Source organism: Streptomyces sp. NPDC093109, from assembly GCF_040701725.1.
Taxonomy (GTDB): domain Bacteria; phylum Actinomycetota; class Actinomycetes; order Streptomycetales; family Streptomycetaceae; genus Streptomyces.
In genome coordinates, this window is record NZ_JBFBEZ010000003.1 from 81,765 (window position 1) to 96,351 (window position 14,587).

The window sequence follows — 14,587 nt, forward strand, 5'->3', positions numbered from 1 at the left end:
GGCCATTCCCCTCGCGGGTATCAGTTGGAGGAGGCGCTGTGAGCAGCGACCCGTGGGGCCGTGTCGATGAGACGGGCACCGTGTACGTGCGGACGGCCGAGGGCGAGCAGGTCGTCGGATCGTGGCAGGCAGGCTCTCCGGAGGAGGCTCTGGCCTATTTCGAGCGCAAGTACGAGGGCCTGGTTGTCGAGATCGGCCTCCTCGAACGGCGGGTGAAGACCACCGACCTGTCCGCGAAGGACGCGACGGTGGCCATCGACCACCTGCGCGGTCAGGTGGACGAGCACCACGCCGTGGGCGATCTGGAGGCGTTGCGCAAGCGGCTCGACGCGCTGGTCGCCACGGTCGATTCGCGTCGTGAGGAGCGCAAGGCGCAGCGGGCGAAGCAGACCGACGAGGCGCGCGGTGCCAAGGAGGCGCTGGTCGTCGAGGCGGAGGAGCTGGCCGCGAGCGACCAGTGGCGGTCGGCCGGCGAGCGGCTGCGGGCGCTGGTGGACATCTGGAAGGGCCTGCCGAGGCTGGACCGGAAGTCCGACGACGAGCTGTGGCACCGTTTCTCGCACGCGCGCTCCGGGTTCTCCAAGCGCCGCAAGGCCCACTTCGCGGCGCTCGACGCGCAGCGCGAGGAGGCCCGTAAGGCCAAGGAGAAGCTGGTCGCGGAGGCCGAGTCGCTGTCGGGCTCCACCGACTGGGGCGGGACGGCGGCCCGTTACCGCGAGCTGATGACGGACTGGAAGGCGGCGGGCCGCGCCCAGCGCGAGGCCGAGGACGAGCTGTGGAACCGTTTCCGCGGCGCCCAGGACGTCTTCTTCGCGGCGCGCGGTGAGGTGTTCGCCGAGCGGGACGCCGAGCAGACCGAGAACCTCAAGCTCAAGGAGGAGCTCGCGGTCGAGGCCGAGCGGCTGGTGCCGGTCACGGACCTCAAGGCGGCCAGGGCGTCCTTCCGTGCCCTCAACGAGCGCTGGGAGGCCGTCGGTCATGTGCCGCGGGACGCCAGGCCGCGGGTCGAGGGCCGGATGCAGGCGGTGGAGCGGGCGCTTCAGGAGTCCGAGGAGACCGAGTGGCGCCGTACCAACCCGGAGGCGCGGGCGCGTGCCGCCGGGCTGACGGGCCAGCTCCAGGCGGCCGTGGACAAGCTGCGCGGGCAGATCGACACGGCGCGCGCGGCGGGCAACAACTCCCGGGCCGACAAGCTCGCCCGGGAGCTGGAGGGCCGTCAGGCGCTGCTGGACCAGGCGCTGAAGGGCCTTCAGGAGTTCGGCGGCTGATATCCCGGAGCGCCGTTCTCCATGACGCATGACGGAGGGGCTCCCCGTACCGAGGTACGGGGAGCCCCTCCGTCATGTCGGCCCTACGGTCTGCGGGCCGAGGTGACGCGGTAGACGTCGTAGACGCCCTCCACGCCCCGTACCGCCTTCAGGACGTGCCCGAGGTGCTTCGGGTCGCCCATCTCGAAGGTGAAGCGGGAGGTGGCGACGCGGTCGCGGGAGGTCTGGACGGCGGCCGACAGGATGTTCACGTGCTGGTCGGAGAGGACGCGGGTGACGTCCGACAGCAGCCGGGACCGGTCCAGCGCCTCGACCTGGATGGCGACCAGGAAGACCGAGGACTGGGTGGGGGCCCACTCGACCTCCTTGATCCGCTCGGGCTGCTGGGAGAGCGCGTCGACGTTGAGGCAGTCGGCACGGTGCACCGAGATGCCGCTGCCGCGGGTGACGAAGCCGATGATCGGGTCGCCCGGGACCGGGGTGCAGCAGCGGGCGAGCTTCACCCAGACGTCGTCGACGCCCTTGACGACGACACCGGGGTCGGTGCTGGAGCGGCGTTTGGAACGGCCGTGGGAGGGCGGGGAGTTCTCGGCGATGTCCTCGTTGGCCGCGTCCTCGCCGCCGAGCGCCTGCACCAGCTTCTGTACGACGCCCTGGGCGGCGACATGGCCCTCGCCGATCGCCGCGTACAGCGACGAGATGTCGGGGTAGCGCATCTCGTGCGCGAGGGTGACCAGCGAGTCCCCGGTGAGGATGCGCTGGATCGGCAGGTTCTGTTTGCGCATGGCCCGCGCGATGGCGTCCTTGCCCTGCTCGATCGCCTCGTCGCGGCGCTCCTTGGAGAACCACGCGCGGATCTTGTTCCTGGCCCGGGGCGACTTGACGAAGCCCAGCCAGTCGCGGGACGGGCCCGCGCCGGACGCCTTGGAGGTGAAGACCTCCACCAGATCGCCGTTGTCGAGGGTCGATTCGAGCGGTACGAGCCGCCCGTTGACCCGGGCCCCTATGGTCCGGTGGCCGACCTCCGTATGGACGGCGTACGCGAAGTCGACGGGGGTGGCGCCGGCGGGCAGCGCTATGACGTCGCCCTTGGGCGTGAAGACGAAGACCTCGTTGCGCGACAGGTCGAAGCGGAGCGACTCCAGGAACTCGCTGGGGTCCTCGGTCTCCTTCTGCCAGTCCAGCAGCTGGCGCAGCCACGCCATGTCGTTGACGGTGTCCTGGCCCGCGCCCCGGCCGGAGCTCCTGGGCACGTCCGTACGGACCTTGGAGGCGCCGGCGACGGCCTCCTGCTTGTACTTCCAGTGCGCGGCGATGCCGTACTCGGCGCGGCGGTGCATGTCGAAGGTGCGGATCTGGAGTTCGACCGGCTTGCCGTTGGGCCCGATGACCGTCGTGTGCAGCGACTGGTACATGTTGAACTTGGGCATCGCGATGTAGTCCTTGAACCGCCCGGGCACCGGATTCCACCGGGCGTGGACGGTGCCGAGCGCCGCGTAGCAGTCGCGGACGGTGTCGACGAGCACGCGGATGCCGACCAGGTCGTAGATCTCCGCGAAGTCCCGGCCGCGGACGATCATCTTCTGGTAGACGCTGTAGTAGTGCTTCGGCCGGCCGGTGACGGTGGCCTTGATCCGGGCCGCGCGCAGGTCCGACTGGACCTCGTCGGTCACTATGGCCAGGTATTCGTCGCGCTTGGGGGCCCGCTCGGCGACCAGCCGGACGATCTCGTCGTACATCTTGGGGTAGAGGATCGCGAAGGCGAGGTCCTCCAGCTCCCACTTGATGGTGTTCATGCCCAGCCGGTGGGCCAGGGGCGCGTAGATCTCCAGCGTCTCGCGGGCCTTCTTCTCCTGCTTCTCCCGCTTGAGATAGCGCATGGTGCGCATGTTGTGCAGCCGGTCGGCGAGCTTGATGACCAGGACGCGCGGGTCCTTGGCCATGGCGACGACCATCTTGCGGACGGTCTCGGCCTGCGCGGCCTCGCCGAACTTGACCTTGTCGAGCTTGGTGACACCGTCCACCAGCAGCGCGACCTGGTCGCCGAAGTCGCGGCGCAGGGTGTCCAGGCCGTACTCGGTGTCCTCGACGGTGTCGTGCAGCAGGCCGGCCATCAGGGTGGCGGGGTCCATGCCCAGCTCGGCCAGGATCGTCGTCACCGCGAGGGGGTGGGTGATGTACGGGTCGCCGCTCTTGCGCTTCTGCCCGCGGTGCCAGCGCTCGGCGACCTGGTAGGCGTTCTCGATCTGCCGGAGCGTCGCGGTCTCGATCTTGGGGTCGTTGATCCGTACGGTCCGCAGCAGCGGTTCCAGGACGGGGTTGTACGGGGAGGAGCGCTGCACGCCGAGCCGGGCCAGCCTGGCCCGTACGCGGTTGGAGGAGCCACCGGAGCGCGAGGGGGCCGGGGGCTGCCGGGAGGCGCCGGAGGGCACCGGGGGGCGCTCCGCGGCCGGGACGGGCGCGGGGTCCACCGCCGGGTGCGCGGGCTTCTCGTCGGCGGCGACGGCCTTGTCCCGGGCCGCGGCTGACTCCGTCGCGGCGGCCCGGTCGGCGGGGCCATCGGGCGTTGCGGCGGCCAGTGGCTGGACCTCTTCTGGCAAGGGCGCTCCTCGTGCGGATCCAGGTCCCCCGGTCAGGCCCGGAGGTTCCCATGGTATCGACCTCAGGCGTCCCTCTCGTCCCGGGGACGTGGGCCCTGGATAACGCGGGACGGGCACCCGGTTGTTCCCGGGTGCCCGTCCTTCTGTGCCGAAATACGCCAAAGCGCTGCTCAGAGCGTGATCAGGGCCTCCAGCGGAGCGGTACGAACGGCAAGAAGCTCGTTACCGCCACTGAAAGGTCGAGGCCCCCTTGACCTTGATGGCCTTACTCGCGGCAACGTTCCCCCACGGAACCTTCGTGATCTTCCCCTTTGCACCGCAACCCGCGTCGTACCACTTCGCCTTGCCCTTCACGAAGCCCTTGACCTTGATACACGGCTTGCCGCGCTCGGCGGTCCACTCATAGGCAGCCTCGTACTTCGGGTTGCCGAATACGGAGCAAGTACTGTCCGTTATCGTGGTCCATTTGCCCGGGATCCCCACGGCTTTCTTCCATGAGCCGGAGCAGAGGGGCGTAACCGATACCGAGGCGTCCGCGACCGCTGATTCTGCAGCCACACTCACCGGAGCAGCCACAGCCGTGAGAGCCGCCACGGAGACCAGAGTCACTGCCCCCGACGCAGCCTTCCTCAGAAAAGACATTCTAGATTCCTCCCGTTTCGCACACTCGAACATTTGAGCGATGCGTGCTGCTCAATACTAACCAGTGACCCCTTGGGCACCACAAGTGATTTGAGCAGTCCCTGAGCTTGCACTACGTCCGTGCGGCCGGGCCCACGCAGCAGTTCGGGCGGGCACTCGACGATCCGAGTACCCGCCCGAGAGCCGTGAATCCGTCAGAGCGTGATCAGGGCCTCCAGCGGAGCCCCGTCGAGCGCGGGCTCCAGCCGGGCGCGACCGCCCAGGAAACCCAGCTCCATGAGGACGGCCACGCCCACGACCCGGGCTCCGGCGCGCCGGACGAGTTCCAGGGACGCCTCGGCCGTGCCGCCGGTGGCCAGCACGTCGTCGATGACGAGGACCCGGTCGGTGCCGTCCAGGTCCTCGGCGTGGATCTCGATCTCGGCGGAGCCGTACTCCAGGTCGTACGACTGGGCGAGGGTGGCTCCGGGGAGCTTGCCCGCCTTGCGTACGGGGATGAACCCGACGCCGGCCCGGACCGCGACCGGGGCGGCCAGGATGAAGCCGCGCGCCTCCAGGCCGACGATCTTGGTCGCGCCGTACCGGACGCAGAGCTCGACGAGCGCGTCGGTCAGGGCGGTGAACGCCTTCGGGTCGGCGAGCAGCGGGGTGATGTCCTTGAACACCACGCCCGGCTTGGGGTAGTCGGCGACGTCACGGATGCGGCTGAGCAGCAGCTCCCGGGTGCTGGTGTCGGTCATCGACGCCTCCCCGGTCCCGAGGGGCGGCCACGGCCGCTCCGGCCCGCGGCGGCGCCGGCCGGAGCGGGCGCGCCGGGCTCCGTACCGTCCGCGCCGTCCTCGTCACCGCCGTCCGCGTCCTCACCGGAGCCGTCCGCGGGCTCGCCCTTGGCGGCAGCGGCGGCCCGCTTGGCGAGCACCCGCTTCTTCAGGGCCTTGATCTGCGGGTCGCGTTCCTTGAGGTCCGCGACGAGCGGGGTGGCGATGAAGATCGAGGAGTACGCGCCGGCCGCGAGGCCGACGAAGAGCGACAGCGAGATGTCGTTCAGCATGCCGGCGCCGAGGAAGCCGCCGCCGATGAAGAGCAGACCGGCGACCGGGAGCAGCGCGACCACGGTGGTGTTGATGGACCGCACCAGCGTGCTGTTGATCGAGCGGTTCGCGACCTCGCTGTAGGTCCAGCGGGTCTGCTTGGTGATCTTGTCGGACCCCTCCTTGAGACTGTCGAAGACGACGACGGTGTCGTAGAGGGAGTAACCGAGGATGGTGAGCAGACCGATCACCGTACCGGGCGTGACCTCGAAGCCCACCAGGGCGTAGACGCCGACGGTGATGGTGAGGTCGTGGATCAGGGCGATCAGGGCCGCGACCGCCATGCGCCACTCGAAGGCGATCGCCAGATAGATCACCACCAGGACCATGAAGATCGCCAGACCGTTCCACGCCTTGTTGGCGATGGTCTCGCCCCAGCTGGGCCCGACGAGATCGGCCGCGATCTTGTTCTCGTCGACGTTGAGGTCCTTGGCGAGCTGGGTCTTCACCTTGGCGGACTGCGCGGTGTCCAGTTCGGTGACCTGGACGCGCATCGTGCCGTTGCCGAGCTTCTGCACGATGGCGTCGTGTCCCGACGCCCGCTCGGTGTCCTCCTGGACCTGCGAGATGGAGGCGTCCGTCTTCGGGATGGTGAAGACGGCGCCGCCCTTGAACTCGATGCCCATGTTGAGCCCGCGTACCGCCAGGGCGACGATGGCCGTGATGGTGATCAGGATCGAGATCGCGTACCAGAACTTGCGCTTCCCGATGAAGTCGTAACCGACTTCACCGCGGTAGAGCCGGGCGCCGAGATCGCCGAGCTTCGACATCTCACGCCTCCTTCGGGTCGGTGGGGACGCTGACGCGGGCGACGGGCCTGGAGCGGCGCAGGGGCGGCTTGGCGCCGAGCCGCTTCGGGTCGAGCCCGGACCAGGGGTGACCGCTGGAGAAGAACTTCGTACGGGCCAGGAGCGTCATCACCGGCTTGGTGAAGAACATCACGACGACCACGTCGAGGAGCGTGGTCAGGCCGAGGGTGAACGCGAAGCCCTGGACCTTGCCGACGGTGACCACAAAGAGCACCGCGGCGGCCAGGAACGACACGAAGTCGGAGACCAGGATGGTGCGCCGGGCGCGCGGCCAGGCACGCTCGACGGCCGGGCGGAGCGTACGGCCCTCCCGGATCTCGTCACGGACGCGTTCGAAGTACACGATGAACGAGTCCGCGGTGATACCGATGGCGACGATCGCGCCGCAGACGGCGGGCAGGTTCAGCGCGAAGCCGATGCCGGGGCCGAGGAGCGACATGATCGTGTACGTCAGGACACCCGAGGCGCCGAGGCTCACGATCGCGATGGCCGCGAGGCCGCGGTAGTACGCCACCAGGTAGATGATCACCAGGACGAGGCCGATGGCGCCGGCGATCAGACCGGCCTCCAGCTGCTCGCCGCCGAGCGCGGCGGTGACCGTGGTGACGCTCTGCTCCTGGAAGCTGAGGGGCAGCGCGCCGTAGGACAGGATGTTCGCCAGGTCCTGGGCGGACTGCTGGGTGAAGCTGCCGGAGATCTCGGCGTTGGAGCCGAGTTGGGTGCCCACCGAAGGAGCCGAGACGACGTCGCCGTCGAGCACGATGGCGAACTGGTTCATCGGCGACTGCTGCTGGGCGAGCTTGCCGGTGATGGTCGAGAACTTCTTGGTGCCACCACTGGTGAAGTCCATGGTGACGATCCACATGCCACGCCGCTGATCAAACACGCCCTTGGCGTCGTCGACGTCCGTGCCCTCGATCTCGGCCGGGCCGAGTACGTACTTCTCCCACTCGCCGCCCGAGTTCTTGCCGCAGGCCACGATCGTGTCCTTGGGCGCGGCGTCCTGGTTGACCGCGGTGCGCTGGGCCTGCTTGGAGCAGTCCAGGGTGGTGAACGTCTTCTCCAGGGCGGCCGAGGCAGCGTCACCGCCGGCGGTGGCCGACGGGGTGGGGCTGGGCGTCGTGTCCTTCTTCAGGGCGTCCGTGACGGCACGGCCCTGGGTGGTGGCGCTGGACGTCGGGGTGGGCGACGATTCGGCGTCGCCCGCCTTGTCGCTGTTTTCGGCCTTGTCCGCACTGGCACTGGCCGAGGGAGAAGGGCTGCCGCTCGGGGAGGTGGAGGGCTGCGCGGTGATCGGAGCGCCCGCGGCGACGGTCAGCACGGGCCGGAAGTACAGCTGGGCCGTGGTGCCGACCTGCTTCTGGGCCTGCTTCTCGTTCGTCCCCTTGGGGATGTTGACGATGATGTTCTTCTCGCCCTGGGTCTGCACCTCCGCCTCGGAGACACCAAGACCGTTCACACGCCGCTCGATGATGCTGACGGCGGTGTCCATGTTGGTCTTGTTGATCGCGTTCGGCTTGCCCGGGGTGTTCTTCGCCTCGAGCGTGATGCTCGTACCGCCCGCGAGGTCGATCCCCAGCCGTGGTGTGACATGACCGGACCAGAACATTCCGCCCGTGAGGGCGACCATGGCAATCAGGAACAGTGCCAGGGTGCGGCCCGGCCTGCCTGGGGACCCCGCTTGCCTTCGGCCCTTATTAGGTGCTGCCACCTTCTCGTTTCTCCCTGTCCAACCGCCCCACGCCGGGTGTGCGCCGGAGCGGCCACGAAGTGTTGTGGGGACCTGCCCCCGCAGAATTCAGCGCGACCCTGTGCCGTGGAGCGCCGTTGGACGGCCCGTCGGCGAGGACGAGACTACTTCGCGTCGGCCTCGCCGTCGGCCTTGGCGTCCTTGGCCTCGGCCTTGACGCCCTCGGGCCCGGTCTCCGCCGTGACGTCGGCCTTGTCCTCGGCCTTGACGTCGGACTCGGCGTCCGTGGTTCCGGTGGCGGCCTTCGCGTCCTCGGCCTTGTCGGCGTCGGCGCTCCCGGGCTTCTTGCCCAGGTCGATACGGGCCTCGTCGGCCGCGATCCCCTCGGTCAGCGAGGAGGCGTCGTCCGGGACGACCGGAGTGTCCTCGTCGAGGTCGTCCTCGCCGTGCACGATGCGGTTGTACTCGTCGTCGTCCAGCACGGCACCGATGGCGTTCTTCGCGTAGATCGCGTGAACGCCCGGCGCGACCTCCAGCACGACCATGTCCTCGTGCACCTCCTTGACGGTGGCATACATGCCACCGATGGTGCGGACGCCCGAGCCGGGCTGCATTTCGTTGCGCATCTGCACAGCGGCCTGCTGCTTCTTCTTGGCGGACCGGGTCATCAGGAACATGGCCCCGATGAGCAGGACGAAGGGGAACAAGGCGGCGAGACTCACGGGAGGGAACTTCCTTCGCACGACCGCGCTGTCGGGCGGCCTGATATACGGGGGTGGGTATGCCGACCTGTAGGTGCGGCATCGGCGGAGTCTAAGCGAGTCCGCATCATTGGAACAACGCCCGGCACCACCCCGGGGTTCCTGGCACCTCGGGCGCCTTCGCCGTCACCCCCCGAAGAGACCGGCCTGCCCGCCCGTGCCCCCGGCCGGCGCCGGGGGTACGAGCCCGAGGTGCGTCCAGGCGGCGGGCGTCGCCACCCGGCCGCGCGGGGTACGGGCCAGCAGCCCCTCCCGTACGAGGAAGGGCTCCGCGACCTCCTCGACGGTCTCGCGCTCCTCCCCCACGGCCACCGCCAGGGTGGACAGCCCCACGGGCCCGCCGCCGAAGAGTTTGAGCAGGGCCAGGAGCACGGCCCGGTCGAGCCGGTCGAGGCCCCGGGCGTCGACCTCGTACACCCCCAGCGCCACGGCGGCCACCTCACGGGTGATGTGGCCGTCGGCCTTGACCTGCGCGTAGTCGCGGACGCGGCGCAGCAGCCGGTTGGCGATCCGGGGCGTGCCGCGGGAGCGTCCGGCGATCTCGGCCCCGGCGTCGGCGTCGATTTCCAGGTCGAGGAGCTGGGCCGAACGGTGGATGACGCGCTCCAGCTCGGTGCTCGTGTAGAACTCCATGTGGCCGGTGAAGCCGAAGCGGTCACGGAGCGGGGGCGGCAGCAGCCCGGCCCTGGTGGTCGCGCCGACCAGGGTGAAGGGCGGCAGCTCCAGCGGGATGGCGGTGGCTCCCGGACCCTTGCCGACGATGACGTCGACCCGGAAGTCCTCCATCGCCATGTAGAGCATTTCCTCGGCGGGCCGGGACATCCGGTGGATCTCGTCGAGGAAGAGGACCTCTCCCTCCTGGAGGGAGGAGAGGATCGCGGCGAGATCGCCGGCGTGCTGGATGGCGGGCCCCGAGGTGATCCGGATCGGCGCGTTCATCTCGGCCGCGATGATCATGGAGAGGGTGGTCTTGCCGAGCCCGGGGGCGCCGGAGAGCAGGACGTGGTCGGCGGTGGCGCCGCGCGCCAGGGCCGCCTTGAGCACCAGGTCGAGCTGCTCGCGCACCCGCTCCTGGCCCACGAACTCGCCCAGCGACTTGGGGCGCAGCGCCGCCTCGACGGCCTGGTCCTCACCGTCGGCGGACGCGCCGACGAGCCGCTCGGCCGCGTCGTCCGGCGCCTCGGTCTCGCTGGTGTCGTCCCAGTTCACTCTGATTCACCTCGGGGCGTAAAAACACGGGGAAGCACGGGAAGGCGGGCGCCGGCGGCGGGCCGGGTCACCGCGTCCGGTTCAGGCTCTGGAGCGCGGCGCGCAGCAGCCGCGGTACGGGCGGCTCGGCGCCTTCCGCCAGCGCGGCCTCGGCCTGGGGGGTGACCAGGGCGACCGCCTCGTCGGCCTCCCGGGCCGCATAGCCAAGGCCGATCAGCGCCGCGTGCAGCTGGTCGTGCCAGGCGGCGGGGGCGTGCGCACCGGTGCTCTGCCGGCCGACCACGGCACCGACCGGGGCGCCGAGCCGGTCCTTGAGTTCGAGCAGGAGTTTCTGCGCGCCCTTCTTGCCGATGCCGGGGACCGCGGTGAGCGCCTTCTCGTCACCGGTGGAGACCGCCAGGCGCAGCGCGTCCGGGCTGTGTACGGCGAGCATCGCCTGCGCCAGCCGGGGCCCGACCCCGCTGGCGCTCTGGAGCAGCTCGAAGACCTGGCGCTCGTCGTCGTCCGCGAAGCCGTACAGGGTGAGCGAGTCCTCCCGTACGACCAGCGAGGTGGCGAGCCGCGTCGGCGCGCCGACGCGCAGCCCGGCGAGCGTCCCCGGCGTGCACTGGACGGCCATGCCGATGCCGCCGACCTCGACCACGGCGGTGGTGGGGGCGAGCGCGGCGACCGGGCCGCTGACGAAGGCGATCATCGGGTGACCTTCCGTACGGATGCGGTGCTGGGGATACGGGACGGGCGCGCCGCGGCCTGCGCCTGCTGGAGGCGGTTCATCGCGGGGGCGCGCCAGATGTGGCAGATGGCGAGCGCCAGGGCGTCCGCCGCGTCCGCCGGTTTGGGCGGCTCGGCGAGCCGCAGCAGCCGGGTCACCATCGCGCCGACCTGCGCCTTGTCCGCGCGCCCGCTGCCGGTGATGGCGGCCTTGACCTCGCTGGGGGTGTGGAGCGTGACGGGGATGCCGCGCCGGGAGGCGCAGAGCATGGCGACCGCGCTGGCCTGGGCGGTGCCCATCACCGTACGGACGTTGTGCTGGGCGAACACGCGCTCCACCGCGACGAGTTCGGGCCGGTGCTCGTCCAGCCAGGCCTCGATGCCGCGCTCGATGGCGACCAGCCGCGGGCCGATCTCACCGTCGGAGGGGGTACGGACGACGCCGACGCCGAGCATCGTGAGCGGCCGGCCCGCGACGCCCTCGACCACCCCGATCCCGCACCGGGTCAGCCCGGGGTCAACTCCCAGCACCCGCATCGCGCCCCTCCCTCGCTCCTGTGTTCCCGCTGATCGGCACAGTATCGGTCACCACTGACAACGCGCCGTGCGGACAGGCCGACGGGCCGACGGCTGGAGCTCCCGTCGGCCCGTCGGATGAGGCGGTGTCAGGCGTCGACCTTCTCCATGACGTCGTCGGAGACGTCGAAGTTGGCGAAGACGTTCTGCACGTCGTCGCTGTCCTCCAGGGCGTCGATCAGCTTGAAGATCTTGCGCGCGCCCTCCTCGTCCAGCTCGACCTGCATGGTCGGGACGAAGTTGGCGTCGGCCGAGTCGTAGTCGATGCCGGCCTCCTGGAGGGAGGTACGGACCGCGACCAGGTCCGTGGCCTCGCTGAGCACCTCGAACTGCTCGCCGAGGTCGTTGACCTCCTCCGCGCCGGCGTCCAGGACGGCGCCCAGGACGTCGTCCTCGGACAGCTCGCCCTTGGGGACGATCACGACGCCCTTGCGGTTGAACAGGTACGAGACGGAACCCGGGTCGGCCATCGAGCCACCGTTGCGGGTCATGGCGACACGCACGTCGGAGGCGGCGCGGTTGCGGTTGTCGGTGAGGCACTCGATGAGCACCGCGACGCCGTTCGGGCCGTAACCCTCGTACATGATCGTCTCGTAGTCCGCGCCACCGGCCTCAAGACCGGCGCCGCGCTTGACGGCCGAGTCGATGTTCTTGTTCGGCACCGAACTCTTCTTCGCCTTCTGGATGGCGTCGAAAAGGGTCGGGTTGCCGTCGACATCGGCCCCGCCGGTGCGGGCCGCGACCTCGATGTTCTTGATCAGCTTCGCGAAGAGCTTGCCGCGCTTGGCGTCGATCACGGCCTTCTTGTGCTTCGTCGTAGCCCATTTAGAGTGGCCGGACATCTGCCTGTCTCCTTCGCGTAACCAATCCTGCTCCGTTCGGCAGCGATCCTACCGGGACCGGGTCACCGTGCGGAGCGCACCATGTCGGTGAAGAAACGGTGCAGGCGATGGTCCCCCGTGAGTTCGGGGTGGAACGACGTCGCGAGCGCGGCGCCCTGCCGTACGGCGACCACATGCCCGCCGTACTCCGCGAGCACCTCCACGCCCGCGCCCACCGACTCCACCCACGGCGCCCGGATGAAGACCCCCTCGACGGGACCGCCCGCCACCCCCGCGACCTCCACGGCCGCCTCGAAGGACTCGTTCTGCCGGCCGAAGGCGTTGCGGCGCACGATCATGTCGATCCCGCCGACCGTCTCCTGGCCCGACCGCGGGTCGAGGATCTTCTCCGCGAGCATGATCAGACCGGCACAGGTGCCGTACACCGGCATGCCGGTCCTCACCCGCGTACGCAGCGGCTCCAGCATCCCGAAGAGCACGGCGAGCTTGGACATCGTCGTGGACTCGCCGCCGGGGATCACCAGCCCCTCGACGGCGTCGAGTTCCGCCGGGCGCCGTACGGACCTGGCGTCGGCGCCCGCCGCCGTCAGCGCGTCCAGATGCTCCCGGACGTCGCCCTGGAGCGCCAGCACTCCGATCACAGGTGCGCTCATAGGTGCTTACCAGCCACGGTTCGCATAGCGCTCGGTCTCGGGGAGGGTGTCGCAGTTGATGCCGACCATCGCCTCGCCGAGGTTCCTGGACGCCTCCGCGATGATCTTCGGGTCGTCGTAGAACGTGGTGGCCTTCACGATCGCGGCGGCGCGCTTGGCCGGGTCGCCGGACTTGAAGATGCCCGAGCCCACGAAGACGCCCTCGGCGCCGAGCTGCCGCATCAGCGCGGCGTCCGCCGGGGTGGCGACCCCGCCCGCGGAGAAGAGCACCACCGGCAGCTTGCCGAGCGCGGCGACCTCCTTGACGATCTCGTACGGGGCGCGCAGCTCCTTGGCCGCCGCGTACAGCTCGTTGTTGTCGTACCCGCGCAGCCTGGCGATCTCGTTCTTGATCTGCCGCAGATGCCGTACGGCCTCCACGACATTGCCCGTACCGGCCTCGCCCTTCGACCGGATCATCGCCGCGCCCTCGGCGATCCGGCGCAGCGCCTCACCGAGGTTGGTGGCGCCACAGACGAACGGCGTGGTGAACGCCCACTTGTCCGAGTGGTTCACCTCGTCCGCCGGGGTCAGCACCTCCGACTCGTCGATGTAGTCCACGCCGAGCGACTGAAGGACCTGCGCCTCCACGAAGTGGCCGATGCGCGACTTGGCCATCACCGGGATCGAGACCGCGCCGATGATCCCCTCGATCATGTCCGGGTCCGACATCCGCGCCACGCCGCCGTCCTTGCGGATGTCCGCCGGCACCCGCTCCAGCGCCATCACGGCCACCGCGCCCGCGTCCTCGGCGATCTTCGCCTGCTCCGGGGTGACGACGTCCATGATCACGCCGCCCTTCAGCTGCTCGGCCATCCCGCGCTTGACGCGCGCGGTGCCGGTCGAGGAGGTGTCGGCGGACTGGGCGGGAAGCGTAGTGGACACGGAGCTACCTCACTGGCTGAAAACAACAGGGCTTACGGCCCCTCCAGAGAACGCCCCGCACCCGGTCCACCACAAGGGCCAATGGGTACGCGGTGGCTCGTTCTCCCCGCTCAGCCGCCCGGCCGGGCGGCCAGCGCCACCGGTGGCACATCGTCCATCTCGAACGCGAGCGGGAACGGCGCGTGACCGGCGAGCCGGAACCAGCGCACCTTGCGGTGCCGACGCAGTGCGCGGGCGGCCCGTACGGCGTCGTTGTGGAACCGCCGCGCCATCGGCACACGCCGGACCGCCGCGGCGAGCTCCTCGGCGGCCTCCACGCCCCCCGGCGCCTCCCGCACCGCCTCCACCTGAGCCGCCTCCCCGAACACGGCCCGCAGCGCCTGGCTCAACTCGCTCTCCGCCACCTCCCGCTGTTCCTCCTCGGCCTGCCGCGCGGCGTGCGCGGCCTGGTACAGCACGATCGACGCGGCCGGATCGAGCACCCCCGACGACGCCAGCTCCTGCGTCACGGAGGCCCGCCTCAGCAACTGCGCGTCGAGCGCGGCGCGGGCGGCGTCGATCCGCGTATGCAAGCGGTCGAGCCGCCCGGCGGTCCAACTGAGATAGAGCCCCACGGCGACAACGAAAACAACGATCCAAACAAGAGAAGTCACGCCCGGCAGGCTAGTCGCCTCTCGCCTCCCGGCGGGGGGCCGTGGGTTTGTCTTGGGCGGGGCCCGGTGGGTACCTGCGGGTGGCGGGGTCCGTCACGGGCTCAGCCCGGTGGGTACCTGCGGGTGGCGGCCGGGGGCCGGGGTCCGTCTCAGGCTCG

14 protein-coding genes are annotated in these 14,587 nt (G+C 70.1%); 1 reads left to right on the forward strand and 13 read right to left on the reverse strand.

Annotation, left to right across the window (positions count from 1 at the left end; all coding sequences use genetic code 11):
• Positions 1-38 precede the first annotated feature (38 nt).
• Positions 39-1,268, forward strand: a complete 1,230-nt coding sequence (locus AB0389_RS04680) for a DUF349 domain-containing protein (RefSeq protein ID WP_366393856.1) — start codon at positions 39-41, stop codon at positions 1,266-1,268.
• Between the two features lie 83 nt (positions 1,269-1,351).
• On the opposite strand, the gene AB0389_RS04685 is transcribed toward AB0389_RS04680, so the two are convergent.
• The 13 genes from AB0389_RS04685 to AB0389_RS04745 all read right to left on the reverse strand — a co-directional run bounded on the left by AB0389_RS04685 (position 1,352) and on the right by AB0389_RS04745 (position 14,438).
• Positions 1,352-3,868, reverse strand: coding sequence for a bifunctional (p)ppGpp synthetase/guanosine-3',5'-bis(diphosphate) 3'-pyrophosphohydrolase (locus AB0389_RS04685; protein WP_366393857.1), 2,517 nt, complete (start codon positions 3,866-3,868; stop codon positions 1,352-1,354).
• Positions 3,869-4,090: 222 nt separating this feature from the next.
• Positions 4,091-4,510: a hypothetical protein gene (locus tag AB0389_RS04690; protein ID WP_366393858.1), complete on the reverse strand. Its 420-nt coding sequence runs from the start codon at positions 4,508-4,510 to the stop codon at positions 4,091-4,093.
• A 194-nt stretch (positions 4,511-4,704) separates the two neighbouring features.
• The gene (locus tag AB0389_RS04695) at positions 4,705-5,250 is read right to left on the reverse strand and encodes an adenine phosphoribosyltransferase (protein WP_366393859.1); all 546 of its coding nucleotides are present in this window, start codon (positions 5,248-5,250) and stop codon (positions 4,705-4,707) included.
• Entirely contained in the window at positions 5,247-6,371 is a 1,125-nt protein-coding gene (secF, locus tag AB0389_RS04700) for a protein translocase subunit SecF (RefSeq protein ID WP_366393860.1), read from the reverse strand. The genes AB0389_RS04695 and secF overlap by 4 nt, the downstream gene beginning before the upstream one ends.
• A 1-nt stretch (position 6,372) precedes the next feature.
• Positions 6,373-8,121, reverse strand: coding sequence for a protein translocase subunit SecD (gene secD, locus AB0389_RS04705; RefSeq protein ID WP_366393861.1), 1,749 nt, complete (start codon positions 8,119-8,121; stop codon positions 6,373-6,375).
• A gap of 143 nt (positions 8,122-8,264) precedes the next feature.
• Positions 8,265-8,822, reverse strand: coding sequence for a preprotein translocase subunit YajC (yajC, locus tag AB0389_RS04710; RefSeq protein ID WP_366393862.1), 558 nt, complete (start codon positions 8,820-8,822; stop codon positions 8,265-8,267).
• A 165-nt stretch (positions 8,823-8,987) separates the two neighbouring features.
• Positions 8,988-10,070: a Holliday junction branch migration DNA helicase RuvB gene (gene ruvB, locus AB0389_RS04715; protein WP_366393863.1), complete on the reverse strand. Its 1,083-nt coding sequence runs from the start codon at positions 10,068-10,070 to the stop codon at positions 8,988-8,990.
• 67 nt (positions 10,071-10,137) lie between these two features.
• A complete protein-coding gene (ruvA, locus tag AB0389_RS04720; protein ID WP_366393864.1) occupies positions 10,138-10,764 on the reverse strand; it encodes a Holliday junction branch migration protein RuvA in 627 nt (208 codons plus the stop codon).
• Complete coding sequence (ruvC, locus tag AB0389_RS04725; RefSeq protein WP_366393865.1) at positions 10,761-11,318, reverse strand: crossover junction endodeoxyribonuclease RuvC; 558 nt, start codon at positions 11,316-11,318, stop codon at positions 10,761-10,763. The genes ruvA and ruvC overlap by 4 nt, the downstream gene beginning before the upstream one ends.
• Positions 11,319-11,446: 128 nt before the next feature.
• A complete protein-coding gene (locus tag AB0389_RS04730) occupies positions 11,447-12,199 on the reverse strand; it encodes a YebC/PmpR family DNA-binding transcriptional regulator (protein ID WP_366393866.1) in 753 nt (250 codons plus the stop codon).
• Between the two features lie 62 nt (positions 12,200-12,261).
• Positions 12,262-12,852, reverse strand: a complete 591-nt coding sequence (gene pdxT, locus AB0389_RS04735; protein ID WP_366393867.1) for a pyridoxal 5'-phosphate synthase glutaminase subunit PdxT — start codon at positions 12,850-12,852, stop codon at positions 12,262-12,264.
• A gap of 6 nt (positions 12,853-12,858) precedes the next feature.
• Positions 12,859-13,776, reverse strand: coding sequence for a pyridoxal 5'-phosphate synthase lyase subunit PdxS (pdxS, locus tag AB0389_RS04740; protein WP_366393868.1), 918 nt, complete (start codon positions 13,774-13,776; stop codon positions 12,859-12,861).
• Positions 13,777-13,886: 110 nt separating this feature from the next.
• The gene (locus AB0389_RS04745) at positions 13,887-14,438 is read right to left on the reverse strand and encodes a hypothetical protein (protein WP_366394079.1); all 552 of its coding nucleotides are present in this window, start codon (positions 14,436-14,438) and stop codon (positions 13,887-13,889) included.
• Between the last annotated feature and the right edge of the window lie 149 nt (positions 14,439-14,587).